The sequence below is a fragment of the Zhongshania aquimaris genome, from assembly GCF_019312595.1.
Classification (GTDB): Bacteria; Pseudomonadota; Gammaproteobacteria; order Pseudomonadales; family Spongiibacteraceae; genus Spongiibacter; species Spongiibacter aquimaris.
Genome location: NZ_JAHWDQ010000001.1, coordinates 233050 through 259497, shown reverse-complemented (window position 1 = coordinate 259497; position 26448 = coordinate 233050). Strand labels below are relative to the sequence as shown.

General features: G+C 49.8%; 26 protein-coding genes. 21 read left to right on the top strand and 5 right to left on the bottom strand.

All coding sequences use genetic code 11. The annotated features are described in order from the left end of the window. Window positions 1-4: 4 nt before the first annotated feature. Window positions 5-670, bottom strand: a complete 666-nt coding sequence (locus KXJ70_RS01260; RefSeq protein WP_255558155.1) for a TetR/AcrR family transcriptional regulator — start codon at window positions 668-670, stop codon at window positions 5-7. A 219-nt stretch (window positions 671-889) separates the two neighbouring features. Here KXJ70_RS01260 and KXJ70_RS01255 point away from each other — a divergent pair, with 219 nt between their 5' ends. Next, window positions 890-1681: an SDR family oxidoreductase gene (locus KXJ70_RS01255; protein ID WP_219041646.1), complete on the top strand. Its 792-nt coding sequence runs from the start codon at window positions 890-892 to the stop codon at window positions 1679-1681. A 20-nt stretch (window positions 1682-1701) separates the two neighbouring features. Here the strand turns inward: KXJ70_RS01255 and KXJ70_RS01250 are convergent, their stop codons facing one another. After that, on the bottom strand, window positions 1702-5409 hold the full coding sequence (locus KXJ70_RS01250; RefSeq protein WP_219041645.1) for a translocation/assembly module TamB domain-containing protein: 3708 nt from the start codon (window positions 5407-5409) through the stop codon (window positions 1702-1704). After that, window positions 5406-7211: an autotransporter assembly complex protein TamA gene (locus tag KXJ70_RS01245; RefSeq protein WP_219041644.1), complete on the bottom strand. Its 1806-nt coding sequence runs from the start codon at window positions 7209-7211 to the stop codon at window positions 5406-5408. The genes KXJ70_RS01250 and KXJ70_RS01245 overlap by 4 nt, the downstream gene beginning before the upstream one ends. A gap of 208 nt (window positions 7212-7419) precedes the next feature. On the opposite strand from KXJ70_RS01245, the gene KXJ70_RS01240 reads away from it, so the two are divergent. Beyond that, a complete protein-coding gene (locus KXJ70_RS01240; RefSeq protein ID WP_219041643.1) occupies window positions 7420-8733 on the top strand; it encodes an MFS transporter in 1314 nt (437 codons plus the stop codon). 26 nt (window positions 8734-8759) lie between these two features. Here the strand turns inward: KXJ70_RS01240 and KXJ70_RS01235 are convergent, their stop codons facing one another. Both KXJ70_RS01235 and KXJ70_RS01230 read right to left on the bottom strand, forming a co-directional pair. Continuing rightward, on the bottom strand, window positions 8760-9425 hold the full coding sequence (locus KXJ70_RS01235; RefSeq protein WP_219041642.1) for a nitroreductase: 666 nt from the start codon (window positions 9423-9425) through the stop codon (window positions 8760-8762). Window positions 9426-9596: 171 nt separating this feature from the next. Then, window positions 9597-10577, bottom strand: a complete 981-nt coding sequence (locus KXJ70_RS01230; protein ID WP_219041641.1) for a malate dehydrogenase — start codon at window positions 10575-10577, stop codon at window positions 9597-9599. 296 nt (window positions 10578-10873) lie between these two features. On the opposite strand from KXJ70_RS01230, the gene ttcA reads away from it, so the two are divergent. The 19 genes from ttcA (at window position 10874) to ccmI (ending at window position 26406) form a co-directional block, all read left to right on the top strand. Continuing rightward, entirely contained in the window at window positions 10874-11782 is a 909-nt protein-coding gene (gene ttcA, locus KXJ70_RS01225; protein ID WP_219041640.1) for a tRNA 2-thiocytidine(32) synthetase TtcA, read from the top strand. Window positions 11783-12192: 410 nt separating this feature from the next. Next, complete coding sequence (locus KXJ70_RS01220; protein WP_219041639.1) at window positions 12193-12885, top strand: hypothetical protein; 693 nt, start codon at window positions 12193-12195, stop codon at window positions 12883-12885. Continuing rightward, entirely contained in the window at window positions 12882-13877 is a 996-nt protein-coding gene (locus KXJ70_RS01215) for a FliG C-terminal domain-containing protein (RefSeq protein WP_219041638.1), read from the top strand. The genes KXJ70_RS01220 and KXJ70_RS01215 overlap by 4 nt, the downstream gene beginning before the upstream one ends. 143 nt (window positions 13878-14020) lie before the next feature. Further along, window positions 14021-14365, top strand: coding sequence for an Hpt domain-containing protein (locus tag KXJ70_RS01210; protein ID WP_219041637.1), 345 nt, complete (start codon window positions 14021-14023; stop codon window positions 14363-14365). 116 nt (window positions 14366-14481) lie between these two features. Beyond that, window positions 14482-15438: a flagellar motor switch protein FliM gene (gene fliM / locus KXJ70_RS01205; protein WP_219041636.1), complete on the top strand. Its 957-nt coding sequence runs from the start codon at window positions 14482-14484 to the stop codon at window positions 15436-15438. 93 nt (window positions 15439-15531) lie between these two features. Further along, a complete protein-coding gene (gene fliN / locus KXJ70_RS01200; protein ID WP_219041635.1) occupies window positions 15532-15951 on the top strand; it encodes a flagellar motor switch protein FliN in 420 nt (139 codons plus the stop codon). A gap of 67 nt (window positions 15952-16018) precedes the next feature. Next, window positions 16019-16585 (top strand): hypothetical protein, encoded by a 567-nt coding sequence (locus KXJ70_RS01195; RefSeq protein WP_219041634.1) that lies wholly within the window; start codon window positions 16019-16021, stop codon window positions 16583-16585. Then, complete coding sequence (locus tag KXJ70_RS01190) at window positions 16582-17424, top strand: MinD/ParA family ATP-binding protein (protein ID WP_219041633.1); 843 nt, start codon at window positions 16582-16584, stop codon at window positions 17422-17424. The genes KXJ70_RS01195 and KXJ70_RS01190 overlap by 4 nt, the downstream gene beginning before the upstream one ends. A 95-nt stretch (window positions 17425-17519) precedes the next feature. Continuing rightward, window positions 17520-17891, top strand: a complete 372-nt coding sequence (locus KXJ70_RS01185) for a response regulator (RefSeq protein ID WP_219043052.1) — start codon at window positions 17520-17522, stop codon at window positions 17889-17891. Between the two features lie 238 nt (window positions 17892-18129). Further along, entirely contained in the window at window positions 18130-19026 is an 897-nt protein-coding gene (locus KXJ70_RS01180) for an Hpt domain-containing protein (protein ID WP_219041632.1), read from the top strand. A 286-nt stretch (window positions 19027-19312) separates the two neighbouring features. Continuing rightward, window positions 19313-19948 (top strand): cytochrome c biogenesis heme-transporting ATPase CcmA, encoded by a 636-nt coding sequence (gene ccmA, locus KXJ70_RS01175; protein ID WP_219041631.1) that lies wholly within the window; start codon window positions 19313-19315, stop codon window positions 19946-19948. Continuing rightward, the gene (gene ccmB, locus KXJ70_RS01170; protein ID WP_219041630.1) at window positions 19941-20627 is read left to right on the top strand and encodes a heme exporter protein CcmB; all 687 of its coding nucleotides are present in this window, start codon (window positions 19941-19943) and stop codon (window positions 20625-20627) included. The genes ccmA and ccmB overlap by 8 nt, the downstream gene beginning before the upstream one ends. A gap of 105 nt (window positions 20628-20732) precedes the next feature. Then, complete coding sequence (locus KXJ70_RS01165) at window positions 20733-21482, top strand: heme ABC transporter permease (RefSeq protein ID WP_255558154.1); 750 nt, start codon at window positions 20733-20735, stop codon at window positions 21480-21482. Continuing rightward, a complete protein-coding gene (gene ccmD / locus KXJ70_RS01160) occupies window positions 21483-21668 on the top strand; it encodes a heme exporter protein CcmD (RefSeq protein ID WP_219041629.1) in 186 nt (61 codons plus the stop codon). It abuts the gene before it with no gap. 60 nt (window positions 21669-21728) lie between these two features. Further along, a complete protein-coding gene (gene ccmE, locus KXJ70_RS01155; RefSeq protein ID WP_219043050.1) occupies window positions 21729-22190 on the top strand; it encodes a cytochrome c maturation protein CcmE in 462 nt (153 codons plus the stop codon). After that, window positions 22187-24169: a heme lyase CcmF/NrfE family subunit gene (locus KXJ70_RS01150; RefSeq protein ID WP_219041628.1), complete on the top strand. Its 1983-nt coding sequence runs from the start codon at window positions 22187-22189 to the stop codon at window positions 24167-24169. Before ccmE ends, KXJ70_RS01150 begins: the two co-directional genes overlap by 4 nt. Continuing rightward, window positions 24156-24713, top strand: a complete 558-nt coding sequence (locus tag KXJ70_RS01145) for a DsbE family thiol:disulfide interchange protein (protein WP_219041627.1) — start codon at window positions 24156-24158, stop codon at window positions 24711-24713. The genes KXJ70_RS01150 and KXJ70_RS01145 overlap by 14 nt, the downstream gene beginning before the upstream one ends. After that, on the top strand, window positions 24710-25201 hold the full coding sequence (locus KXJ70_RS01140) for a cytochrome c-type biogenesis protein (protein ID WP_219041626.1): 492 nt from the start codon (window positions 24710-24712) through the stop codon (window positions 25199-25201). Before KXJ70_RS01145 ends, KXJ70_RS01140 begins: the two co-directional genes overlap by 4 nt. Further along, window positions 25198-26406 carry a c-type cytochrome biogenesis protein CcmI gene (ccmI, locus tag KXJ70_RS01135; RefSeq protein WP_219041625.1) on the top strand — a complete coding sequence of 403 codons (1209 nt, stop codon included), beginning with the start codon at window positions 25198-25200 and terminating at the stop codon, window positions 26404-26406. The genes KXJ70_RS01140 and ccmI overlap by 4 nt, the downstream gene beginning before the upstream one ends. Window positions 26407-26448 lie beyond the last annotated feature (42 nt).

Here is a 26448-nt window from a genome sequence, read left to right as displayed (position 1 = left end):
AGTACTAGGCGTTTTCCGGCGGGTAGGGAGTTAGTGCGTCGGGAAGTTTCGAAATCTCGCTTGGGTCGCTGCAGAGGCCAGCAATCATCATTCGCAATGATTTTTCTGCTTGCAGGTCCAGGTCGCGGTGGTAACCGTAGGTGTCACCGTGGTCGAGCATGAGTGTCGCAACGCCGTGCACCGCTGCCCACACTGTGTGAGCCATCGAGGCAACGTCATCCAATTCCCTCAGAACGCCGGTTTTGTAACCGCGTTCAACTCCAGCTCTCACCTTGTATATCGCTTCACGCCCCGCAGCAAATAGCTCGGGATAATCATTTCGCGGCTGCAACACTGGACCAAACATGAGATGGAACATTTCTGTGTGGGTCTTTGCAAATTGAACATAGCCAAGGCCAAAATAGAGCAGGCTAATATCAGCGCGAGGTTCGCGTTCACTGGGTAAGCAGAACTCAAAAAAGCGACGGAATCCCTCAGTAGCCAGAGCGGCGAGCAGGGCGTTTTTGTCTTTGAAATGTCGATAGGGCGCAGTTTGAGACACGCCTATTTCTCGCGCTAGGGCTCGTAAACTAAGCTCTGCGATACCATCAGTTATGAGATGCTTTTCCGCCAGTGCCATTAATTCCTGACGCAGATTGCCGTGGTGGTAGCTGGTAGTTGTGGTGGTCATAGTCATTGCTTTGTCGTCTGTCATTCAGTGCGATGTTGACAGTGATTATATCCGGTGTCATGTGTTTTTTTTTGATTTTTGCCATTATGACGGCAAAGTTGCGCAATTCTAACGAATTTCTATGCTTTAGTCGCTTAATTGCTTTGGCTATTTTAATGTGACAAATGTTGTTGGCTCGGCTTTAACGATGCCAATATTGAATATGTACTTGGGGGACGAATGGAATTACATGTCGAGAATAAAGTGTATTTGGTGGCTGGTGCTAGCAAGGGCCTGGGTTACGCCATTGCTGAGCAGCTTGCGCTCAACGGTGCATCGGTAGCGATCGCCAGCCGCAGTGAAAGTGCAATTAAAGCCTCAGCCCGCGCACTGAGTGAGGCAACTGGCGCTGATGTTCGCGGCTACACGATGGATGCGAGTAGCGGAGTAAGTATTGCGGATTGGGTAGCCCAAGCCAGCGCCGATTTCGGCAGGGTGGATGGCTTAGTCGTCAACGCCGGTGGCCCACCGCCAGGGCAGTTTGATGTGTTTAGTGATGAAGACTGGCAGGCGGCGTTTGACCTGACTCTGATGAGTGCGGTGCGCATGATTCGCGCGACGCTGCCACATTTACGCGCGGCGGGTGGAGGATCGATTCTGACCTTGACCTCTTCGTCGGTTAAAGAGCCCATTGATTTTCTATTGCTGTCGAATGTCATGCGCTCGGGCGTTACAAGCTTGGCCAAAAGCTTGTCTAAGCAGTTGGCGCCCGAAAATATCCGTGTAAATAATTTGGTTCCAGGCTTAATAGCAACTGATCGTATGGTGAATCTCGATACCGCGCAGGCTAAGGCAAAAGGGATCAGTTTCGACGAACAGCGAGCTGCCAGTCAGGCATCGATCCCGATTGGCAGGTATGGCGATCCGAGCGAATTTGGCAAAGCAGGGGCATTTCTATTGTCGGATGCCGCTAGCTATATCACCGGTGCGACGTTGGTCGCCGACGGCGGCACGATGAAAACGGTCTGGTAATCGCATTTTGTATACGCAGTTTAATGCTGACCGTGCTCAATTTTGTAGAGAAGGTCAATACTTTGCGCCTTTCCAGACTGGGCTTTCAAACCTAGGTTTTTACTGAGGCTGTAGTCTAACTGCACACTGCCAGCTGGGGTGAACAGGTTTTGAACATAGCTGATAAATAACTCTGGCGTAAGATATTTTCCAACCACAAGCGAGCTGTCTTCGTAGGTATCACCACCTTGTAAGGTTATGACATCGACGCCAAAGGTATTTTGCAGAGTATTCGTAATACCGCGGCTCTGCGAAATACCCAAGGCGGTGGCGGCGTTCATTACCTGATTCGCGTCGGATTTATTCAAGTCAGATGGGGCTTTCCCGGTGATAAGGATCGCTAACACATCGGTGGGCGGAAGCGCTGGGTTAGAGAACAATTCGCTGCGTATGTCCTGTGCAAAACCGCCAATATTGACGCCGACCTTGACGGTTTTGGTTTCTCTAACCGCGGTGATATTCAAGCCTGGGTTGTCCAGTGGCCCCTGAAAAATAAGTAAGCCGCGCTCGACATTTAATTTTTGTCCGTAGGCTTGATAGACGCCGTCATATAAAGAAAGTGAGCCAAAGGCCTGCAGTAGCCCCTCCGGTTTTTGGGTCACTTTTAATTTGCCGCCTAGCCTAGTGCTTAAGCCATAACCCTTAAATTCGAAACTGTCATTCAAGCTAATGTCGATGCGGGTGTCGATCGCTCGTGACTGAGAAAGGCTCTTATTTGACTGTTTGTTGACGATGCGTTCGTCTACGGATACCCCAGCAGCTTGCTCGGGCAGTGTTTTGAGCGTGAAGTTACCTTTGGGTATATCTAAGCTACCTCGAATCTTTATTAATTCTGGGGTGAGATCAACATTAATACTTGGCGATATCAGGACTAAACCATCGGCGATATTCAGTGCGGTAAAATCTTCGCCGCGTAGCTGAATTTGGCCGCTAGGTCCGCCGCTGTCGCCCAATTTGCGGTTACCGACAATACTAAGAAACCCTTTGCCAGATTGAATTTTACTGTCAATTTGCCAGGGGCCTTCGCTGTCGAATGACAGTGTTGCATACGCATTTTTCAATGAAATCCCCAGGTCGGGTAAACCCATTGCCAGCTCAGTTAGCTTAACGCTGCCCTCTGCTTTCGGCGCGGCGAGCTGTCCAGTTGCGATCACATTGGCAGCGAGGACGCCGTTCAATTTTTCAAGTTGTGGGAAGAGTCCACCTAGCCACAACAGATTGCTGAAGCCACCGTTGATATCACCATTAAGTTGACTGTCGCTCTGCAGGCCGTCGGTGTGGATATTGGCCGTGATGCTGCCAACATCATCAATACTAAAGGCCGTCTTACTTGTTAATTGGTTGTGTTGGATATCGACCTTGGTGTTGAGCACGGCGCGATAGTCGATGGCTGCTTGATCTTCGTTTTCTTGATAGCGAATGATGGCGTCTTGGCTACTTAAATCTAAATTGCCACTGAGATCGTCAGTCTTGCCGGTGATGGAGAAGCGGCTATTAACTGTGCCGGCGAGGGCTGTGCCGGGGGGTAAGCTGGCATTAAAGTATGCAAGTGGAAACGAATCGATAAGTCCAGTAGTGCTAAGTTGATCGTCTTGAAGCTTGCCGTCGGCGCACACCTTGGTCTGGTCTTGCGTCAAGCACAGGGTGTCGAGTAATACATTGCCGGCGGCGAGCTCAAGTTTACTCGTGTTAGCAAGCCGCCAAGCGCCACTGGCTTTGCTATCTAAGACAATATTTTGAATGTTACTGATCCATCGATACTGCGACTTAAGTTGCGTTAACGAGGCGCTCATATCGAGTTCCAGGTGTTTGTCCTTGTCATCTAAGGCCAGCGATAGTTGGTGTTGCTGCATCGTACCGCGGCCACTCAGTTTTAATGTCGCGTCGTTTAGTATGGAGGCTGAAATACCGCTGCTGGTCAGATCAATATTAGCGCTCGCGTTGGCCGTGGTATTCAGGTTTAAATTCGCACTCCTAACAGCGTATTGCTGGTATTGGAACTCACTGATCTGCAAGTCGGCATTGACGACGGGGGTTTGGCCCTTGTCGACTAGTTGTTTTATGGCGTCGCCATGCAGGCTACCTTTAGATTTTAGAGAGCCGCTTAGCTGAGGCAAAATTTGCTGGAGATTCGGTGCGTTGATGTCCCAGTTTAAGTCGCTTTTTGTCGTTAGTTTGCCATCCGCGCGAAGGCTGTTGTCACCTAGTTGCAGAGCCAGTTGTTTAAATTCTTGGCCTAGATTGCTGATACTTACCGTGCCGCTGCCAGCGATGGTTTTGTTCGCAAGATCGCCCGCCAGCTGATTAATAGTCACTTCTGCCTGGTAGGCTTTTTCAGTCCACGAACCCGTACTGTCGATATTTGCCGCGAGTGTTATCGGCCACTCTGGCAGTATGTCGCCGATGTCAATCTGATTGGCGTCCAGATTAAGCTGCCAGCGAACTGGCGAAGAGGGCTGCTGCTGAATGGCGGTTTCTAAAATGCCGTTGGCGTCGATCTTACCTGCCATTTCAAGATTGCCGACTTCGGTTTGCAGTTTTAGCGTCGCAAGATCGAAGGCGAGTTTATTACCGTTCAGCGCTAATTTAACTGAGCCAGGTTTTCCCAGTGCGCTACTGATAATCGCTGCTGGGGATGTATTATCTTGTAAAGGCGGTATTCCGCCACTTACGTTTTCGCTGGGGGAAATTGCAGTGAGCTCACTTGCAAAATCCATAGAGTAATTGTCCCATTTGCCATGCAGACTTAGATGGCCTTTGTCGCTACTTAAAATCCGCGTGCTACTTTGTCCATCGCTGACTTCATTAAATTGCGGTGGCAGAGCGAGATTCGTCCAATGAAATTTCGCATCAAGCACGATTTTATTAATATCGACAATTGCTTCGCTGGCTTTATACCAATCAGATATAGCTATATCACTTATGATTTCGCTGGGTTGCGTAAGAGTGTGTTTAAAGCGCAGCTGCTGAAGGTCGCCAGACAATTCGCCATTCCCGCTGAACTCCGCTTGTTGCTCAAGGTTTAAGAGCCAACTCAGATTGAAATGCATTTTATAGGGCGCGTGATTGCGTAGTCTGCCCTTGAGAGTCGCTGAGTACAGCTTACTTTTGACTGCCAATTCCTTAATGGAAGTACTTAATAGCCCGTTGTGAGCGCGCAGCGAAATGCGCTCAATAGTTTGGATATTGCCTTGATTGCGTATGCTTATATTTTCAATCTTTGCGTCTTTCACACTAATCGGGATCGGCAGTCCCAAGTTCGGCCATGCGCTGGGTGACTTATCGATTGGCGCTTCCGTGTCGGTATTGAGCGCAATATCAAGCTGATCAATATGTAATTTATGGATAGTGAGTTCACCGCTGAGTATTCCCCACAGATTCCATGCGCTGTCGATGCTGGCGATATCGATATCTGCCGCAGCGAGTGGCAGGTGTAAATCTTTTACCTGGATGCCACTGGCGAGGGTGCCGCTATACGAGGAGAACGTCGCCTGCGGTGAAATATACTGAAGACTTTTTGAGAGTAACCAGTCACTGCCACGCTGAGTATCCAATATAAGATATACCGCGGCTAAGAGTGTAATAACTAACAGCGCACAACTTAGAATGCCGCGAATAAGCCAAGTCGCGACGATTGTATAAATCTGCTTTAAGCGCGGCGTCTTCGATGAATTTGTTATGGGCTTCATAAATCTGGCCCCATTGATAAGTGAAAGCGAAAACCGCCGTCTTTTAATGGGAAGCCAAAGTCCACGCGTATCGGCCCAATCGGTGAAAACCAGCGTAGACCGATGCCCACGCTGCTGTAAAAAGTGAAATCGCTGGTATCGAAAGCGTTGCCAGCATCGTAAAAAGTGGCGAGCGCGAAGTCGCCCCACACCCGATGGTCATATTCGATGCTACCGGTTAGTCGGTGTTTGCCGCCAATAACTTCGCCAGCACTGTCTTCTGGTCCGAGTGATTCGTAGGCAAAGCCGCGGACGCTATTGTCGCCGCCGGCAAAGAATCTCAGCGATGCGGGCAGTTCAGAAAAATCGTCGAGGGCGGTGATGCCGAGTCCGCCGCGACTGATGACACGTCCACCAAGTAGCGGGAAGATGATTTTTCCGTCCAGCTCAAATTGTGCGAGGCTGACATTTGAGACCACACCATCTAAAGCACCGCGCACCGCTGTTGTGATTCGCCAACCCTGTGTGGGGTAGCGGCGGTCATTCGCTTTGCTTCGCGCGTAGGCGAGCCCCGGCATGAGTAGTGTCGATGTGTTGTCGACATTGGCAATTTCAAAGTTCTCGCGGAGAAATTTCAAACTTAAGGTCTGAACCCAGCCGGAGTCAATGAGTGAAATCAGCGCGACTTCCGCGCGATAGCTAGTACTTTCGGAGGTGTCGGTGTCTTTCTGTTGAACACCGGTAGACCACACCGTTTTGTCAGTAAGTGGCTTGGTGCCGGGTTGTGAGTATTGATAGCCGATGTTAGATAAAACCGGTGAATACTGGCTGCTGATTTGGTAAGTGTCGCCGTCGGCGTTGACGCGCCGGTTGCTGAGTCCATAGCTAAGCCTTGGCCCCGTGTCGGTAGACGCACCGATACCGGCGGTGGTTTCGTACTCTTTCTTTGGCGTGGTGCTGATATAAGTTGCTACTTTGCCGCTGCTAGCGTCGGGGTTGTCTTGATCAACACTCACTGACGCGAAATAATTACTGCTGACCAAATTGTTCTGCAAGGTAATGAGTTTGTCTGCTTCAAACGGTGTGTTGCTTTGAAAGGGCAAATACCGCACTAACAGCGAGTCATTTAATAAAGACGGCCCAAACGTGATGTCGCCGAAAAGATAGCGAGCGCCGCTTTGGTAAGTAATGGTAATGGCGGCGGTGTTGGTGTCGGTGTTGATGTCTAAATTGTGTTGGCTAAATTTACCGTCAAAATAGCCGGCATTGCGCGCTCGCTGGCTTATTTCCTTTTTAATGTCTTCGTAGTCACTGTGTCGCAAATTATTCCCAGCTTTAATGGGTAACTTCTGCAAATAGTCGAGGAATACAGCATCGTTTTTACCTGGACCTTCAATGGCTACGTCGAGAGTAGCTATTTTAGTGACCGGACCCGGTTGAAGTGCTAATTCCAATTGCCAGCACTCGATCTCGTCGTTCTTTTTTAGTCGTTGTAGTGGCTTTGTCACCGTCGATAAGCCGCTTTTTTCGGTGTCTTGTGCGAGCCTTTTTTCTCTGCGTTTGGTGAGCGTCCATTTACCGTGGTAGTAGCCTAGCGCGCGAAGTGCCTCAGAGATTTTGTCGTCGCTGCCCCGAAGTTGGCCGCGGAGCTTAGCTTCGGATAAGTCGCAGGCGATATCGTTTAGCGCAAGATGGGCGCGAATGTTGTCTTGCAGCGTGTTCTTGCCGCCATGAATAACAAGGGTGGCGTTATCGTTTGCCGTAACTTGTCCGCAGGTACAACAAAGAAGTATTGCTGTGAGGCGCTTTACCCGTTTTGACATAAATCCAGTATGTGTGTGACGGCGTGAATGAGGCTTCGATTATGCCTTGCTAGATTTTCGCTAGCTACTTTAAAGTTGAAAAGTGGGTCTATTGAAGGAGATATTTACAAGGATACAGCTGCTAGAATGATTGTTAGGTTTGCGGCTAGAAAGCGATGGCGAACGGTTACGGGTTTAAATCACTATATTTTATAGGGCGTAGGAGTATATGAGGCGGTTGTTGTTGCCACTGACGGCGTTACTTTTATCTGATGCATTGCTGTTGGTGGGGCATGGGTTAATGCTCACCTTGCTGCCTCTGCGCGCCGAAATTGAGCAATTTACCGCAACCCAAACAGGTTTGACCGCATCTACCTATTTTGTTGGTTTTGTTATTAGCTGTTTGGTCACGCCGCATATCGTGCGTCGGGTAGGGCATATACGCAGTTTTGCGGTATTAGCGACGATATTTTCTGCAGTGGTTTTGCTGTTTCACGGCTTACCCAGTTTTGTTGCCTGGTTGGTGCTGCGCTTTGTGGTTGGTTTCTGTATTTCCGGTTTGTACATGGTAATAGAAAGCTGGCTCAATGACCGCGCTACTCGCGAGACACGGGGTACGATACTGTCGCTGTATACCGTCATCAACTTAAGCATGATCATTGTCGGTCAGCAAATGCTGAATTTTGCTGACCCATCGGGACCCTTATTGTTTGGTTTGGCAGCGATATTATTGTCACTCGCCATAGTGCCAGTCTGCTTAACCGCGACCTTGGCGCCAACGCCGATGCCTGTTGTAAAACTCAATTTTCGGCGGCTTTGGCAGTTGTCTCATGTCGGTATGGAGGGGGCGATTACCAGTGGTCTTGTCACTGGTGCCTTTTGGGCATTGGGGCCGGTGTATGCACGCGGTCTAGGTTTAAATACCTCCGAGTTAACCCTGTTTATGAGCGGTGCCGTACTTGGCGGCGCTTTGTTTCAATTGCCCTTGGGGCGCTTATCCGATCGTTATGACCGGCGCTTGGTATTGTATTTTAACTGTCTCGCGGGCGCGGCTGTGTCGATGGTTTTGGTCTTTGTCCCAGTTATCGGCAACTTGTTGTTACTGTTGTCGGTGCTGTGGGGTGGGGCGGTGATGACCATGTATTCAATTTGCTTGGCGCATACGTCTGACAACGCCGAGGCCAGTGACTTTGTCTTAATAGGCAGCGGCATTTTATTTTTGTTTGGTTGTAGTTCAGCATTGGGGGCGCCATTGGCCTCGATCTTTATGTCACTACTTGGTCCACCGGGGCTATTTGTTTTTTCGGCGGTATGTTTGCTGGGGTTTACCTTGGGAATTTCGATTCGTCGAAAATCCCATGTTCTGCCTCTTGTTGATTCAACGGAACCTTTTGTTCCGGTCTCGGTTACCTCGCCAATGATTTTTGAGCTGGATCCGCGAACAGAAGACGCAGATGTCGCGCAGGCAGCGGGTGGTGAGCAGGAAGAGAAGTCAGACGGCGAAGCGAAAGTCGTTGAGGTGATTGACCCTATTGAACGCTAATAAGGTCAATCAATTTAGGAGACGGTTTAGTCGACGAACTGCACTAAGTCGGAGAGCGGCGCGCGATCCATAATGACTTGGTTGATTTGCGTTCCAATGTCTTCGTAGCCAAAGGACAATCCGCAGATAATACCGTTGCCTTCCGGAATATTGGCGATTTTAAAGACTTCGTCTGGATAAAACGCCAATGCGCCTTGGGGGCAACTGGCTAGACCGTGCTCCACCAGAATTAGCATCAATGTTTGCAGATAAATACCCACGTCTACGGCGTTGACCGGCCCCATACTGGTTGGCATTGATATAAAGGCGACATGCGGGGCATCAAAAAACTCCCAGTTTTTCATCATCAGAGCAAAGCGCTTGTCTTTCTCGTGGCGCGCAATACCCATGGTGCCATAGTAGTCCATTGCGCATTGATATTGGCGGTCTTTATAGACCCCTGTCAGGTTTTGGTCCCCTGGGGTGAACGCGGAAGACGGCGCCTTGCCCGCACTCATTTCGGCAAAAATGGCAGCCTGCAAATCTTTTCTCGCTTGACCAGACACCACCACGGTATGACAGGGTTGGGTGTTGCAGTTCGACGGGGCGAAGCGGGCCTGATCGAAAATTTTCTCAAGAAGCTCCGGTGGAACGGGGTCGGGTTTAAAACCGCGTATTGATCGGCGGGCTTTTACGGCATCGGAGACGTTCATCTGGGAATTCCCTAGTGATTTTTAAAAGAGCTAAAACGGTAAACGATTTTTAGCACTGAGTCATTGATCGCGGTGGTAAAAGCTATCTATTTGGCGCGCGCAGACGTTTTTGGCGGGCAATAAAAAAGCGGCCGAGGGCCGCTTTTTTATTTAGTGCAAAAGGCGAAGATATTATGGCAGTAAGTGTTTTACACCATCGCGCTCTTCGGCAAGTTCTTGCTCAGTGGCTTGCATTTTGCCACGGCTAAAATCATTGATTTCAAGGCCTTGAACAATTTCCCACTCGCCATCTTTACAGCGGCAAGGGAAAGAGTAGATCAGACCTTCTTGAATGCCGTAGCTACCGTCGCTGTAAACACCCATAGAAACCCAGTCGTCGCCAGCAGTGCCTAATGCCCAGCTGCGCATATGACCGCTAGCGGCGTTTGCTGCAGAGGCTGCAGAAGATGCGCCGCGCGCTTTAATAATGGCTGCGCCGCGTTGTTGAACGGTTGGGATGAAGTCGCCTTCGAGCCACGCTTGATCAACGAGGCCACTGGCGTTTTGGCCAGATACTTTGGCGTTGAACAGATCAGGGTATTGAGTTGCTGAGTGGTTGCCCCAGATTGTCATATTGGTCACGTCGTTGACTGTCTTGCCAGTTTTGATAGCAATTTGAGTCATGGCGCGGTTGTGATCCAAACGGGTCATCGCCGTGAAGTTGCGCGCAGGAATTGACGGCGCATTGCGTTGAGTGATCAGGGCGTTAGTATTGGCTGGGTTGCCGACAACCAACACTTTAATGTTTTTGCTGGCATTCTGGTCAATAGCTTTGCCTTGAACAGAGAAAATGGCAGCGTTTGCTTCCAGTAGATCTTTACGCTCCATGCCTGGGCCACGTGGACGTGCGCCAACAAGCAGTGCGTAATCAGCGTCTTTAAAGCCGACATTAGGATCGTCGGTGCACACTACGCCAGCCAATAATGGGAATGCGCAGTCTTCAAGCTCCATGCGAACGCCTTGCAGGGCATCCATTGCTGGGGTGATGTCTAACAGGTGCAGAATAACGGGCTGATCGTCGCCCAGCATAGCGCCGGATGCGATACGGAAAAGAAGTGCGTAGCCAATTTGGCCGGCTGCACCGGTAACGGTGACGCGAACTGGTTGTTTCATTGGGCGATTCCCTTTCTGGTGGTGGTCTGATTTTTGAGCGGGTGCGATCGGACGTGGATTACACAGTCCGACATGCACCCGTGCCGGGGTCTGGCCGTGTACAAGACACCTCATGCCAGCAGATTTTGGCGGGCTAATGATAGTCATCTCCGTCGCGGATTGCCAGCGCTTGAGGCCGATAAGGCCAAATACCGGACTCAGGAGGCGGTTGTTAGCGCCGCTGAGCGCGTGATTGTGGCCGCTGCGTACACGTTTCTATATAATGCGCGACCCAACTCTCTATTTGATTTTCCGCTATGTCTAGTTTGCCAAAACTTGAATTCAATAAACTTCAAAAGCGTTTACGCCGCCATACCGGGCAGGCGATTGAAGATTATAAAATGATCGAAGAGGGCGACCGCGTGATGGTCTGCCTGTCTGGTGGCAAAGACAGCTATACCATGCTCGATATTCTGATGAACTTGCAAAAAAGCGCGCCGGTAAAATTCGAGCTGATTGCGGTCAATATGGATCAGAAGCAGCCGGGATACCCGGAGCACGTGCTGCCAGATTATTTAGATGCCTTGGGTATTGAATACTACATCGTTAACAAAGACACCTACTCTATAGTTAAGCAGAAAATCCCAGAGGGTAAGACAACTTGCGGACTGTGTTCACGTCTTCGCCGCGGCACGCTATACGCCTTTGCGGAAGAAATTGGCGCCACAAAAATAGCTCTGGGTCATCACAAAGACGATATCGTGCAGACCCTATTTTTAAATATGTTCTACGGTTCACGCTTGTCGGGAATGCCGCCAAAACTCCTCTCTGATGACAAGCGCAATATTGTTATTCGACCGCTGGCGTATTGTCGAGAAACCGATATCGAGGCATTTGCCGCGCACAAGGAGTTTCCGATTATTCCCTGCAATCTCTGTGGTTCTCAGGAAAATCTCCAGCGTCAGAATATTCGCAAAATGTTGATGGACTGGGAGAGGATGGATGGCAGCCGCATAGAGAAGATCTTTTCTTCCATGCAAAATATCGCTCCTTCGCAGATGGCTGATTCCAATTTGTTTGATTTTGCCTCGCTGACGATAGATCGCACAGGTGAGCGCAAAGAGTATGAGTTCGACTCCACTCAAACGATTGATGCGGGTGGTCTGCCGTCGTCATCTCAGCCCGCCGAGCGCAGTAATTTCATAGAGCTGACTGAATTGAGATAAATATCTTGGGCGGTTTCGGGGTTTCTGTAACCGCTATTATTTTGCGTAATTCTGCCATTCCTGCATAGCTTGCCCGCGGCTGCCCCTGTCCTTATCTCCACTTGTTTTGTTGACCCTTCTTCCGCGTTGCCAATAGTGGCCCAATTACTGCTTTATCCATACAGATTAACAATTTACTGGTGATGGTTACGGTAGTTTGTCTGGGCTTCGGGTTCTTTATGTCAAAATATTGACAGGTGTTGCGGTGGGTATGATTTAAATATCTGTCAATATTTTGACATTGGGCTGGGCTTCGCTCGCAATAAAACCGATGCCTGTCTGAATAGTTAACGGCGATGTAACTCAGTAAGTGTGGTTGTGTAGTGACTTGAATAGAGTGCTGATGACATCGCGCATCAAGAGGGAAGCAGGTGGACGAAGAAGAGGTAGGGCTGAGGTCATTTTCTGCGGCAACACTGTGCGCCTTGGTGTCGGTCACGCTGTGCTTAGCTCTTGGCGGCAGTGTGTTATTTGAAGCGGCTTTGCAGCAATGGCGCTTTAACGGGAGTACTGGAGATGAGCTTATCGCAAATGATCCGCGCAGCCAGCGTGAAGCGAGTCTTGAGCGCAAAGTACTTGCTTTGGCGACCTCACTGCTGCCCGCAACTGATATTAAGGTATCAGTTCAGGTTGAAAGTGCCAGCGCGATTGACCAAGCAGCGGAGCTCAAATCCGTATTGTTAATCATTGACCGCGCGCAGCCAGATAATCGCATTGAAGAGCCACTTTCAAGCTTGGTAAGTGCGGGTTTGGCGATGAATTCAGCCCGCGGGGACCAATTAGTGGTGCGGTTTCATCCCTTTCCCAGCATCAATGACGCAGCCTATGAAAAGTTTGGACTTAGCACGTCACAACGGATGTTACTCGGCGTTGGTATCTCTTTACTTGGCCTAATCGGTTCGGTTTTGCTTTTCCACCATTACCGTAAGATCAGGGCAAAAACCTTGCAATTAGAAAACGATTATCGAGATCAGTTGCTGCGATTTAAGTCGATAGCCCAAGAAGAGCCCGCGCGTGTTGCGAGTGTATTGAGCGGGTGGCTGAATGGGACTCCGCTTAAATGACCACGTCTACTCACCTATCTGATGTTGAACAAGTGGCAGCGTTAATTATGTCGCTAGATAAAAGCCATGCCGCTTCAATCATGCGGGCTTTACCACCCGCCGATGTCCATCGTATCGCGGCAGCAATGAGTGGCATGGATGCGCCCAGTAGTGGTGAGTTTAAGCAGGTTCTTGCTCGTTTTCATCTTGATGTTAAAAGCTTTTCCGGCGTAAAACCCAGTGCCAGTGATGCGGTGCTTAGCTTGTTAGAGGAAGCATTGGGCGAGGAGCGGGCAGCTCTGCTGGGAGATCGCTTGGCTTTGCACAGCCAGTCTCGGCAGATCACAAAACTAAAATGGTTAGAACCCAATACCATTGTGGATATCATTCGTCGCGAGCATCCACAAATTCAGGCGGTTGTGATCGCCTGTTTGGCGCCGAGGCAGGGCAGCGAGGTGTTGCTCGCTTTCGAGGAGTCGCGACGCTTAGACTTGCTGGGTCGCTTATCAAGTTTAAGAAATTTAACTCCGGCTGCACTTGAAGAGTTGGATTGGTTGTTGGAGCACTATTTTAGTGATGTGGGTAGGCCACTTGGTCGGGCAATGACAGGCGACTCTTTGGCGGCGGCTCTCCTCAATGAAATGGACGTTGGTGCGGAAAGTAATTTGCTCAATGGTTTGCGAGCGAGCCAGCCTGAGCAGGCTGCGAGAGTCGAAGAGTTAATGTTCGGCTTTGCCCAAATTGCGAATATGGCAGAGCAGGATATCGTGATTCTCGCAAAGCAGCTTGCCCCAGAGATAATGGCGCCAGCCTTAGCAGAAGCCGGCGCGCTGCTCCGCCGTCGATTTTTAAGTGCGGTAAGTGACGATAAAAAACATGAAATCATGGCCTTGTCTCGTCGATTTACACAGGCAGAAGCTCATGCTGCGCAAGCGGAGGTTGTCAGTGTGGCGAGACAAATGGCCGCGGTGGGGGAAATCATTCTAGACGCACGTAAAATAGATGTGTTTTAGTCTCGCTATCGGATTGTATTGACGAAATGTCATGAGAGGTTAGTTTTGAATACTAAAATACAGAATTTTCCTCCACAATAACGCTTTTTGTAACACCTATTAATATTTTAAATAAACAGAGTTAAACAAGGACGTTTAAGCATATGCCTACTTTGAATTTTGCGGTACTCGAAGAGCTCCGTGATTTTATGGAAGAAGATGTTTTTACCCTCATTGATGAGTTTGAAATTGATACTCAAGAGCGCTTAAGCCTGGTCGAGAAAGCAATTCAAGATCAAGATGCAGAGACGCTGCGAACAATGGCACATACCATGAAAGGCGGTGCCGCGTCCTTGGGCGCAGAAAATCTATCTCAACATTTCCGTGGATTGGAGTTGCGTGGCCGAGATGCGAGCTTTTGTGATATTCAGCAGGATTTCAGTAATACCCAGCGTAGCTTTGCGGAAGCGATGCTCTCAATTCGCCGCTGGTTAGAGGGCGTCAAATAGGAGAGTCAATTTTTTGACGCATTCCGATTTTTTAAGTCATTGATTTACATAATAAATAATTGGCGTGAGTCTTGCTAAATACGCTGTACTCTCCTAGAAAGTGCGGTATAGGCGTAATGGTGAAGGATTTACTCTCCCAAGCAGAAATCGATGCGTTGTTGGCGAATGTGCAGGCGCAAACGCCGCGAGCCGAGGCTAGTACTTTATCCTCTGTCGATGCCCGCTCTTTTGATTTAGCTAGCCGGCGACGCTTGAAAAAACGCCGCTTACCGGGCTTAGAGCACATCAATAAAAGATTTTCAGAATATTTCCGCGATAGTATTTCCGAAGTTTTAGGGCAAAGCCTAGATGTCGCCGCTATTGACCTTCAGTTTTTACCCTACAGCGAATACCTGCATTCATTGTATGTTCCCACATCGCTAAACCTCATGCGTTTACATCCTTTAAACGGGACGGCGATGGTGGTTTTTGACGCGCGCTTGGTATTTCGTTTGGTGGATATGTTTTTCGGCGGCAACGGTACTCAGGGTCATGCTGACGGCAGGGATTTTAGTAAGGTAGAACGTCGAGTTATTAGCAGGTTAATCGACCGCGCCCATCAAGACTATGACCGCGCTTGGCGCTTGGTGAGTGCGATCAGCTGCGAGTCGCTGGCAATGGAGGTGAATCCGGCCATGGCGTCAATTGCTGGTCAGTCTGAAATTGTCGTTGTTAGCCGTTTTCAGATTGAGCTGGATAGTGGCGGTGGCGGTGAATTTAATATTGCCCTGCCGTTGGCGATGCTAGAACCTGTGTTGGAATCATTAAGTAAGACTGAATCTGCTGAGCAGCTCGGTGGCAACTCGCTGTGGCATACCAACTTGAGCCAATCTGTGATGGATATGAGTGTGCCTACCCGCTGCACATTGGCGGAGCCAGTGATGAGTTTAGGGCAGATAGCTGCCCTGCAGGTTGGCGATGTGATCCCCTTTAGTAGTCGTGAATTATCGGTGATAAAAGTGTCTGGGGTGCCAATGGCACGGGCACAGCTGGGCGTGGTAAATGGTTTTTTAGCCCTCAAAATTGCTGAGTAAGTTGCCTTGTATGTACTGCCTAAGTATACGTAAAACGGTTGTATAGTGATCCGGACCTTGATTGTTAAATGGTTACCAAGAGATTGAAATATTATGGATAAGCAAGACGAGCTTCGTCGTCAGCGACAAAATTTGAAAGAGGAAATGGAAGCGGCCGACCGAGCCGGTATTCAACACGCAGGCGAGGCTGGGCGTAAGAGGCAGGTGGAGGTCGACGGCCCCGCAGCGAGACTTCGCGATCGAAATTCGCCCGGTCCAGATTTATCAATGGTGATGGATATTCCCGTGAGACTTACCTTGGAGGTAGGGGGGAGTGATATGCCGATTCGAGATCTACTGCAGCTGCATCAAGGCGCTATTGTGGAGCTTGATCGTATGGCGGGCGAGCCTTTGGATGTGATGGCAAATGGCACGCTTATCGCTCGCGGAGAAGTGGTAGTGATTGAAGATAAATTGGGCATTCGGCTTACAGAGGTGGTCAGTCAAGCGGAGCGTTTACAATCCTTGCGATGATGATATGTCCGCATAGTTAGATGTGGGTGGCGAATACCAAATGGCCATAGGTGGGAGAACAAAAATAATGAGGCGTAGGCTGGTGTTTTTGAGTCGTGATACAGCAAATCTCTGCGAGATTGTGGAAATGTTAAATCAACCCCATTTACAGGGTTGGCGGTGGCGAATATTTACTGAAGCAAGGGCAGAGGTTCAGCGTCTCGGGCTGCCATTGGCAAGCCCGCTTCTGTTGACCAATATGCTTGGTGGCGCATGGCGTGGTGGCTTTTGGGGGCTTTGTTTAGGGTGGCTGCTGGTGGTGATTTCGTTTGCGCTGTTTCAAATTGATGCAGGCATAGCTCGCGATATTGTTCTGTATTCGCTACCCCTGACCCTACTGTTTTTTGGTGCGTGGGAGGGGGGCTTGTTAGGGTTAATGCAAGAAAATTCAGCGCTAGATGACTACCGGCCATATGCAGAAAATAATTTGTTCGTGCTTTTAATTGATGTTCAAGAAGTAGATCAGCGTCTGTTAAAGAAGATTATGGCGATGTGTAAAGTGGAGCAAATTGGCGAGCACACTCACAGGATGTGGGGTTTTCCCTGGCGAGAAAATATTTACAGCAAACCTAAATCTACTGCGGAGCCCTCATGACACGCCAAATCCAAGTCATAGCGGTAAGTGGTGGCAAAGGCGGCGTTGGTAAAAGCAATGTCGCTATAAATCTTAGCGTCGCGCTGGCTGAAGGTGGCGCGCGCGTGGTGTTATTGGATGCCGACTTTGGCTTGGCTAATGTGGATGTCTTACTTGGTTTAAAGGCGAGCAATACTATTGAGCAGGTGCTTGATGGCCAGTGCACACTCGAAGAAGTATTGTTAGATGGCCCCGCGGGCATCAAAATTATTCCAGCATCGTCGGGTACAAGGCGTTTAAGTATGCTGAGTTCGCTTGAGCACGCTGGATTGATTCGCGCCTTTAGCGATATCGCCAATCAATTAGATGTGCTGGTAATTGATACCGCCGCAGGAATCTCAGATTCGGTAGTGAATTTTCTCAGCGCTGCACACGAAGTGGTCATGGTGGTTTGCAATGAGCCGAGTTCCATTACTGACGCCTATGCACTGATTAAGCTGCTTAGCCGCGACTTTGGCCGCAGCCGATTCCGAATTTTGGCAAATATGGTTGCAGACGAACAAGAAGGTCGGCAACTTTTTGACAGTTTAAATCAGGTTTGCGGCCAGTTTCTGGATGTGGGTTTGATCTACGCTGGCGCCGTACCCTTCGATACTAAATTGCGAGACTCGGTGCGCCAGCAGACGGCGGTTGTTCTGGCTGCGCCAAGTAGTATTTCGGCGAGAGCGCTGCGCGATTTTGCAAAGCAGGCTAAGCGGTGGCCGCTACCTGCCAAGGCGGAAGGTCATTTGGTGTTTTTTGTTGAGCAACTGCTAGCGGCAAGCTCGCGTTCCGGTGGCGCGTTGGCAAATAGCAAATGAGCGATGAAGATCTAGACAACTTATCGCCGAATCCATTTGGCATAGGTAGTGACGAGAGTGATCCAATTAATTCGGTGTTTTCCTCACCGGCTGAGATGCGTATCTTGGTGGTGGAGAGCTTCTCGACTATGCGACGTATTATTTGCAACTTACTTACCGACCTAGGCTATCGCTATATTAGCGAGGCAGAGGACGGCCTGTCGGCACTACCTATGCTTCATAATCAGCGTTTTGACTTTGTGATTACCGATTTAATCATGCCAAGAATGTCTGGATTAGATTTGCTGCGAGCGATTCGGGCCGATGCAAACTTAAGTCATATCCCCGTGTTGATGATCACCGCCGATGCCAAGCGCGAACAAATTATTGAAGCTGCGCTAGCTGGTGTGAACGCTTATATGGTGAAACCTTTTACTGCCGCGACGTTGGAAAGCAAAATACTTTCGATTATTGATCGGCAAGCGTAAGTCTTGGCAGTGCCTTTTCCAAGCAATAAGCAAGCTTCTATCTAGAAACATGACTCCTAGCTCAAATTGTCTGGCCGAAAATGCTGGAATGTGACCGACCTTGCAGCCTAGCGCCAATTAAATGTGGATAATTAGTATTAATACCGATTGGACGAAGGGCGTACCTACCCTGAGTGACATTGATGTCTGACATCGCCAACTCGGATTTTCGGCGACACCATTTTAAATAGGCCCCTGTGTGAACGAGCACGAACACGAAGGTATTTTGGCGATTTTCCTTGCGGAAGCGGAGGAGATTGTTCAACGCCTGTCGGAACAGTTGGCGGAATTGCATTACGGTTACGACGGTCAGCGCATACTCGATGATATTCATCGTGGATTTCATACTCTGCACGGTGGTGCAACCGTGTTGAATATGCCCGAATTGGCTGAATGCGCTCAGTTGACGGAACGAGTAATGGAGCGAGTGCGGACTCGCCGTGTGTCAATAACACCGAGTTTAGTGTCATTATTAGTGGCGGCAATTGGTAGCCTGGAATTGATGTTGGCGCGTCGTATAAACCATCAGCCGCCGCGGCCAGTCGATAAAGAATTAAAAGCGCGTTTATTGCGAGCAGCGGAGCGCAACAATAATGAAGCAGCGGCTAATAACCCAGTGGAATCATCACTTGATACCATGGGTGTCTTTTTTGATGGTCGTTTACAGCCTCGCGACAATCAGCTCGCGAGCATAGCCCCCTCAGTTTTACATTATGAAAAGACGCGTTTTGAACCCCTGCAAGCAAAGCAAGGCACTGATGTGCTTGCAACCCGGCAGTTTGAGCAAGGCACTGCGGATAACTTTCCGCTGGACTCACCGAAAGGATTCGAGTCGATAGATAGTGCGGTCGCTACGCTTACCCGTGAGTCCTTGGCTACCTTGAGCGGGCTCAGCGATACGCCCGGAACGGCAGAGGGCGATGCCCTTAATTTAGTGCGCGAGTTGAGTTGGGTGAGGCAGCGGTTAATGAAGTTTCATGCCAAGGGATATTCTGAAGAGCTAGACAAAGCGCTGACGTATCTCGATTTGGTGACTCAGGACTTTGAAGCTTGGGCGCATGATCGAAGCAGTGACGGCGATACCAAACCGAATTGATCCCGCCACCTATTGTCCCTAGGTACCTAAATGCTGCTACCTTGGTCTAGGGGTTCAGCGTAACAATTATGCTTACCACGTCAGCGTTAACGTCGAAAATGGCGTATTTACTGCCGTTAACCCTGCTTTTGCGCTCGTTTAAGCCGGACCTAAGCAACGCTATTGAGCTTGTGCTTAGCGTACGACCGCGCGTTTTTCGCACTTAATTTCTTCTGTTTCGTATATACTTAGCGCCATTTTTACGCATGTCATATGCGTGCTGGCGGGTGAATAGACGGGAGCGATTTTGCTAAATTCGGGCTTGGAAGTTAAACAGCTATACACTGATCGTGATGATCGGGTGCTGTTTTCCGATTTGAGCTTTCAGCTCAATGCAGGCCAGCTGTTACAAATTGCCGGTCCCAACGGCAGCGGTAAAACCAGTTTATTGCGTATTTTGGCTGGCTTATCGAGCCGCTACAGTGGTGAGGTTTTATGGCAGGGAAAATCCCTACAAAAGAACCGTCATGACTATTTACAGCAATTGCTTTATATCGGTCACGGCGCTGGTATCAAAGCAGTACTTAGCCCACTTGAAAATTTGCGATGGTCATGTGCCCTGCGCGGTGCGGAAAATAGCGATGTCGTGCTTCTTGACGCTTTAAATAAAGTTGGTCTGCGTGGCTTTGAAGAACAGCCGTGTTTCTCACTATCGGCGGGGCAGCAGCGCCGAGTAAATTTGGCGCGTTTATTCTGTATTCCGGCGCAGCTTTGGATTCTCGATGAACCCTTTACCGCGATAGATCAAGGTGGTGTGTGCGAGATAGAACAGTGGCTTAGCGAATTTGTGAGTGGCGGCGGTTCAGTGTTGCTAACCACGCATCACAAACTTAGTGTCTCTCAAGATTTTAGTGTTATTGCGCTGGGGGCCAGCAATGTCTGAGCCCAAACTGCTAAAGCTAGTCATAGCCGTCTTGCATCGCGACATTGTCGCTTCACTGCGACGTGGTAGCGAGTGGTCGAATCCACTGGTATTTTTTGTCATGGTGTGCGCCTTGTTCCCCCTCGGTATTGGCCCGCAGCCAGACCGCCTCGCCGACTTGGCACCCGGTATTTTGTGGGTGGTGGCGTTACTGGCCTCCCTGCTTGCCACAGACAGTTTGTTCCGTGGGGATTTTGACGATGCTACCCTAGAGCAAATGCTGTTAACTCATCAGTCCCTTTATCCGCAAGTACTAGCTAAAACACTGGCGCACTGGCTAGTGACAGGTTTGCCCCTGAGCCTGCTGTCGCCAATGTTGGGCTTGCTATTACATTTGCCCGGTGAGGGGACGGTGCCGTTGATGTTGAGTTTGGTACTGGGCACAAGTGTGCTCAGTTTTATCGGTGCTATTGGTGCGGCATTAACGGTGGGCCTGCGCAAAGGCGGCCTGCTTTTGTCGCTAATCGTATTGCCGCTATATATTCCCGTGCTTATTTTTGGCAGCAGCGCGGTGAAAGCGGCAATAGAAGGTGCCGCCTATTTACCGCAGCTCGCTATGTTGGGCGTGTTTTTTCTCGGGGCCTTGGCGTTTGCGCCTTTAGCGATATGCGGAGCGCTGCGAATTAGTGTTGATCAATAGCCGTGTGCCAATGCTTTATAACTTGCCGCGAGGCTGCGGTATACTGCTCGACTTTTACGTTGAGCAGATTGGCGTTTGAATTGAATTTTAAAAGAGATTATTGCTTTGTCGATTAGCTCAACCTTTCATAAATGGGGCTCTCCGCGCTGGTTTTACCAGTTTAGCGGTCGTTTACTACCGTGGCTGGCGATCTTATCGCTATTGTTGTTGGTGGGCGGTGCCGTTTGGGGCTTGGCCTTTGTGCCGGCTGATTACAAGCAGGGTAATAGTTTTCGCATTATGTATATTCACGTGCCCGCGGCTGCGGTGGCGATGGGCGCTTACATGACGATGGCGACTGCCGGCGCAATCCATTTGATTTGGCGGATGAAGTTGGCGGCCATGGTGATGAAAGCCATCGCACCCATCGGCGCTTCCCTAACGTTCCTGTCGCTACTCACAGGCGCGGTGTGGGGTAAACCGACCTGGGGCACATGGTGGGTGTGGGATGCGCGTATCACGTCGGTTTTAATTTTATTCTTTTTATATCTCGGTGTGATTGCCCTGCATCAAGCCTTTGAAAATCGAGACGCGGCGGCGAAAGCCTGCGCGGTTTTGGCAATTGTCGGTGCAGTGAACATACCCATTATTTATTGGTCAGTAGAGTGGTGGTACAGCCTGCATCAACCAGCGAGTATTAGTTTTACTGGCGAGTCGACAATTCACCCGAGTATGCTTCGCCCCCTCATGGCAACGCTATGCGGTATGTATCTGTTTTTCGGATGGTTGCTTTTGCTGTATACCCGAATCGAAATTTTAGAACGAGAAAAAAACACGCGCTGGGTACAAGATCTTATTTGCGGGGAGTCACGCTAAATGTATTTCAATAGCGTTAGCGAATTGTTCTCTATGAGTGGTCACGGTAGCTATGTTTGGTTTAGTTACGGCGTGTCGGCTTTGGTTTTAGCGACTTTAGTCATTATTGCACGGCGTAGACGTGCCGCGGCTGAACAACATATTCGCGCTCTAGTTAGACGCAAAGACGCGACGACATCAAATTGATTGAAAATTTCTCCGTTTGTGCTCAGCGCTAGCGGTACTGTTTAAGAGAGTGTTATGGCGATGCATCCACAGCGCAAACAGCGCTTATTGATTGTTGTATTTATTTTGCTGGTCGCGGGGCTTGCCGCTGGGTTGTTGGGTTACGCCCTAAAAGAAAATATTAACTTGTTTTATCCCCCGGCGGAAATTGCCTCTGGTAAAGCGCCGGTGGGCAAGTTTATGCGAGCGGGCGGGATGGTGCAGGAAGGAAGCGTAGAGCGGGCCAGCGACAGCTTAAAGGTTCGGTTTGTGGTCACCGATTTTAGTGCGGTAGTGACGGTGGAGTACGAGGGCATTCTGCCGGATTTATTCGCCGAGGGGGAAGGAGTTGTCGCGTCGGGTAAGTTAGGCGAGGACGGCATTTTTTATGCCAGCGAAGTGCTGGCAAAGCACGATGAAACCTATATGCCTCCCGAGGTTAGCGATGCTTTGGAAAAGTCTGCTGCTAGTCGAGCTGCGCAACAAGAGAAGGGTAGCCAGTGATAGTTGAAATTGGCCATTTTGCTTTAATACTAGGCTTTTGTTTTGCCCTTTCGCTGGCGATCCTGCCATTGTGGGGCGTGTTTCGCGGCGATCATTTGGCTATGCGCGCGAGTCGCTATTTAAGTTTTGCGCAATTCCTGTTCACGACAGTCGCCATTGCCAGCTTGTTTTATGCTTTCTTAAGCGATGATTTCTCCGTCGATATTGTTGCCGCTCAATCGAATACCCTGTTACCAACGGCCTATAAATTCAGTGCCTTGTGGGGTGGTCACGAAGGTTCGCTATTACTGTGGCTGGAAATACTCGCGCTTTGGACGGTTGCTGTCGCGATTTTTTCAAAGCAGTTACCCCTCGATATTCTAGCCCGTGTGTTATCTGTAATGGGGATGATTGCGGTGGGCTTCTTCGGCTTTTCGCTCTTCACATCCAACCCCTTCACCCGTCATTTATTGAATACACCAGCTGACGGTCAAGATTTGAATCCCTTGCTACAAGACCCGGGTATGGTGATTCATCCGCCCATGCTGTATGTCGGCTACGTGGGATTTTCGGTGGCTTTTGCCTTTGCGATAGCGGCGTTAATGAGTGGCCGAATGGACGCAAGCTGGGCGCGGTGGTCGCGGCCCTGGACTAACATTGCCTGGCTGTTTTTGACCGTAGGTATCGCCTTGGGCAGCTGGTGGGCCTATTACGAACTGGGTTGGGGCGGCTGGTGGTTTTGGGATCCGGTTGAAAACGCGTCTTTCATGCCTTGGCTAGTTGGCACCGCCTTAATTCATTCACTGGCTGTCACTGAAAAGCGGGGCGTATTTAAGAGCTGGACCTTGCTGCTGGCAATTTTTGCATTCTCACTGAGCTTGCTCGGTACCTTTTTGGTCAGGTCGGGGGTTTTAACCTCAGTCCACGCGTTTGCCGCAGACCCAACCAGGGGGATGTTTATTCTTGGCTTTTTGGTCGTGGTGGTGGGGGGCTCGCTAACGCTTTACGCTTTTCGCGCACCAACGTCACAGACGGCACCCTCATTCACGTGGCTATCTCGCGAGGCCTTGTTACTCGTCAATAATATTTTGCTGCTGGTCGCGGCAATGACCGTTTTGATCGGCACATTATTCCCGCTGATAATGGATTTCGCCGGCTTAGGTAAATACTCGGTGGGGCCCCCGTATTTTAACGCCATATTTGTGCCCTTGATGTGTTTACTGGCTTTGGTGGTTGGTATTGGTCCGCTATCACAGTGGAAGCGAAGTAAGCCGGAGTCTTGGTTCAAACCGGTGTTGATTGCCTTTGTAAGCAGCGTGATTTTGGGTTTGCTACTGCCGCAAACCTTTGGTGATGGCTTGCACATCGGGGCGATTATCGGGGTGTTACTGGCGGCGTGGATTGTGTTGAGCAGTGTCGTGAATCTACGGGACAAGGTTCGCAATGCAGCAACACTTGTGCAGGGGTTGCGCCGACTTACGCCCTCTTATTACGGCATGTTAACAGCGCATATTGGTTTTGCCTGTAGCGTGTTAGGCGTGGCGATGGTCACTAGTTTCAATCACGAACAAGATATTCGTATGACAGTGGGGGAGCGCACGGAGAGTGCATTCTCTTACTCGGTAAGTTTTGACTCAATTCAAGCGATATCCGGTCCAAATTATCAGGGGCAGCGCGGCACTTTTTCGCTGTGGAAGGACGGCGAGTTTATAGCTGAGATGCATCCTGAAAAGCGCCGCTACCACGCCAGAAGTAGTCAGGTCATGACTGAGGCGGCAATTGATGCGGGTTTAATGCGCGACGTCTTTATTGCCCTGGGCGAGCCTGTTGGTAAAGATGCCTGGGCCGTTAGAGTTCACGTCAAACCCTTTATTCGGTGGATTTGGTTAGGCGCTTTGTTAATGGCGCTTGGCGGATTGCTTGCAATCTGTGACAAGCGTTACCGGCCAAAACCAAGAGCGATAGTCGACGGGAATGGAGATCGCAGTGCAACGGTTTAAATTATTTTTGCCCTTAATTATTTTTGCTATTTTGGCGGCTATTTTCTTCGGCGTAGAACGTCGTGTACTGACCGGCGACTATGTGCCTACTGATTTGCCGTCGGCGCTAGTAAACAAGCCACTGCCTGAGTTTTCTGAACCAGCTCTTGATGACGGCCGCATAGTCAATAAGTCGCATATTATAGGCGAGGTTTTCTTGCTTAACGTTTGGGCTACCTGGTGCCCGACCTGCCATTATGAGCATCCATTTCTCGTCAAGCTTGCCGCGCAGGGCGTTAAAATTGTCAGTATAGATTACAAGGATGACGCCGAGGCCGGACGACGCTGGTTGGCTGAGAAAGGTGATCCTTACACAGTAACTTTGTTCGATGAAGATGGCTCTCTCGGTTTAGATCTTGGCGTGACTGGGGCGCCGGAAACCTATTTGGTTGACGCTGAAGGCATTGTCCGGTTTCGCTATCAGGGTGCACTTGATCAAACTGTGTGGGATCGTGAGTTTGCTCATCGAATTGCCGAACTGAACGTTCGGGGCGCTGTGCAATGAGGGGATTAATACTATGTATAGTGTTGATGCTATACAGTGCGGTCGCGTCGGCGGTTATTGAAACCTACCAATTTGACACACCACTGCAACAGCAGCGCTATCAGGCTTTTATCGAAGAACTGCGCTGTCCCAAGTGCCAGAATCAAAATCTTTCGGGCTCGGATTCGGCAATTTCGAAAGACTTACGTCGTCAGATTCATCATATGATCATGGATGATAAATCAGATATAGAAATAACTAATTATATGGTCGCTCGCTACGGCGATTTTATTTTATATCGCCCCCAGTTTAATGGCCAAACAGCGGTGTTGTGGCTTAGCCCAATCGCCTTACTATTACTTGGCTTATTGGTTTGGTGGCGTATGGCAAGCGGTCGGAAGCGCAGTAAATCGACTGTGGATTCTTCGCTGTCAGTGGCGGAGCAACAGCGCCTAAATGAATTGCTGGGTGATGATGCCAGCGGCGAAAAGTCGGGGGACCGGCGATGATAAGTTTATACACTGGCTTTGGCTGTTTGCTGTTGATAGCCGCAATATTTGTGCTGTTATCAATGCGTAACCGCGGCCCATCTCAGAATGATCAGGAACTACATCGCCGGGCACAGCGTGATTTTTATCGTCAGCGTCAAAATGAATTAGCGAGCGATCTCGCGTCAGGCTTAATTGATCAAGCGCAACTTGCTGAGCTTGAGCGGGAATTGGATAGGCAGTTAGTCGCCGAGTCCAGCGGCGATAGCACCACAACTTCTTCAAGTGCTAAGCGCGGCTATATTCTAGCAGTATTGATATCCATCCCACTCCTTGCGATAACACTGTATGAGCATTTCGGCTATCGACAAGATTTACAGTTGCGGGAGTTGCAGTCCGAAATTTTAAGCGAGGGCTTCAGTGACGAGCGTTGGCAGCGCTATCAAGATATTGTGGACGCTATTCTGGTGCTGCGGCCAGATAGTGGTGAGCACTTGGTGATGATGGCGACGCTGTTTCGTCAGCAGAATGATTTTGCTGGTGCCTTGCCTTATTACCAGCGTTTGGCGCTGTTGTTTCCTGAAGATCCTAATGTCCTGGCGCAATTGGCACAGGCACGTTATTTAGTTGGTGGTCGACAAGTTGATCAAGAGACCCGAAGCTTGCTCGAAAGGGCGTTGGCGATTAATCCTACACAGGGAACCGCCTTGGGCGTTTTGGGTATCGATTCCTTTGCTAATAAGCAGTATGTAGATGCGATATCGTATTGGCAGAAACTACTGATGCAATTGCCAGCTGGTTCAGCAGAGATAGGCGTCATTAGTGGCGGTATTGCCGAAGCTAAGCGACTAGCCACCGCTGCGGGTAATATGCAAACGCTGCAAGTGAATGTGAGTGTGGCGGCTGAGCTAGGCGCATCGCCAGAGGGCGTTTTGTTTGTTGTCGCTAAAAGTAGCGACGGCAATCCGATGCCGGTGGCTGCCTTGCGCGTCCCTTTATTGACCCAGCAGGAATGGCCGATTAATCTTCTGCTAACAGATGCGGACGTGATTAGGCAGGGTAAGCAGCTAGCCGATTTCTCAGAGCTTACGCTGTCGGCACATATTAGTAGGTCAGGGACAGCCATCCGTCGTGATGGTGATTGGGTTGGCGAGTCAATTCAGGTTGATGTGAGTAACGTGGCCGATCCATTGACCTTGTCGATTACGGCAGTGCAGGGAAAATAGTGTGAGACGCGCTCTCTGTTCACAAATTCTCAAATTCTGCTG

What these genes read in the sequence shown, in the direction of transcription:
- KXJ70_RS01195 (WP_219041634.1), top strand. Translation starts at nt 16,019, where the DNA reads ATGAGGCGTAGGCTGGTGTTTTTGAGTCGTGATACAGCAAATCTCTGC.
- ccmE (WP_219043050.1), top strand. Translation starts at nt 21,729, where the DNA reads ATGCATCCACAGCGCAAACAGCGCTTATTGATTGTTGTATTTATTTTG.
- KXJ70_RS01260 (WP_255558155.1), bottom strand. Translation starts at nt 670, where the DNA reads ATGACCACCACAACTACCAGCTACCACCACGGCAATCTGCGTCAGGAA.
- KXJ70_RS01185 (WP_219043052.1), top strand. Translation starts at nt 17,520, where the DNA reads ATGCGTATCTTGGTGGTGGAGAGCTTCTCGACTATGCGACGTATTATT.
- KXJ70_RS01255 (WP_219041646.1), top strand. Translation starts at nt 890, where the DNA reads ATGGAATTACATGTCGAGAATAAAGTGTATTTGGTGGCTGGTGCTAGC.
- KXJ70_RS01245 (WP_219041644.1), bottom strand. Translation starts at nt 7,211, where the DNA reads ATGTCAAAACGGGTAAAGCGCCTCACAGCAATACTTCTTTGTTGTACC.
- KXJ70_RS01215 (WP_219041638.1), top strand. Translation starts at nt 12,882, where the DNA reads ATGACCACGTCTACTCACCTATCTGATGTTGAACAAGTGGCAGCGTTA.
- fliN (WP_219041635.1), top strand. Translation starts at nt 15,532, where the DNA reads ATGGATAAGCAAGACGAGCTTCGTCGTCAGCGACAAAATTTGAAAGAG.
- KXJ70_RS01210 (WP_219041637.1), top strand. Translation starts at nt 14,021, where the DNA reads ATGCCTACTTTGAATTTTGCGGTACTCGAAGAGCTCCGTGATTTTATG.
- ccmB (WP_219041630.1), top strand. Translation starts at nt 19,941, where the DNA reads ATGTCTGAGCCCAAACTGCTAAAGCTAGTCATAGCCGTCTTGCATCGC.
- fliM (WP_219041636.1), top strand. Translation starts at nt 14,482, where the DNA reads ATGGTGAAGGATTTACTCTCCCAAGCAGAAATCGATGCGTTGTTGGCG.
- KXJ70_RS01140 (WP_219041626.1), top strand. Translation starts at nt 24,710, where the DNA reads ATGAGGGGATTAATACTATGTATAGTGTTGATGCTATACAGTGCGGTC.
- ccmD (WP_219041629.1), top strand. Translation starts at nt 21,483, where the DNA reads ATGTATTTCAATAGCGTTAGCGAATTGTTCTCTATGAGTGGTCACGGT.
- KXJ70_RS01250 (WP_219041645.1), bottom strand. Translation starts at nt 5,409, where the DNA reads ATGAAGCCCATAACAAATTCATCGAAGACGCCGCGCTTAAAGCAGATT.
- ccmI (WP_219041625.1), top strand. Translation starts at nt 25,198, where the DNA reads ATGATAAGTTTATACACTGGCTTTGGCTGTTTGCTGTTGATAGCCGCA.
- KXJ70_RS01235 (WP_219041642.1), bottom strand. Translation starts at nt 9,425, where the DNA reads ATGAACGTCTCCGATGCCGTAAAAGCCCGCCGATCAATACGCGGTTTT.
- KXJ70_RS01230 (WP_219041641.1), bottom strand. Translation starts at nt 10,577, where the DNA reads ATGAAACAACCAGTTCGCGTCACCGTTACCGGTGCAGCCGGCCAAATT.
- KXJ70_RS01240 (WP_219041643.1), top strand. Translation starts at nt 7,420, where the DNA reads ATGAGGCGGTTGTTGTTGCCACTGACGGCGTTACTTTTATCTGATGCA.
- ttcA (WP_219041640.1), top strand. Translation starts at nt 10,874, where the DNA reads ATGTCTAGTTTGCCAAAACTTGAATTCAATAAACTTCAAAAGCGTTTA.
- KXJ70_RS01190 (WP_219041633.1), top strand. Translation starts at nt 16,582, where the DNA reads ATGACACGCCAAATCCAAGTCATAGCGGTAAGTGGTGGCAAAGGCGGC.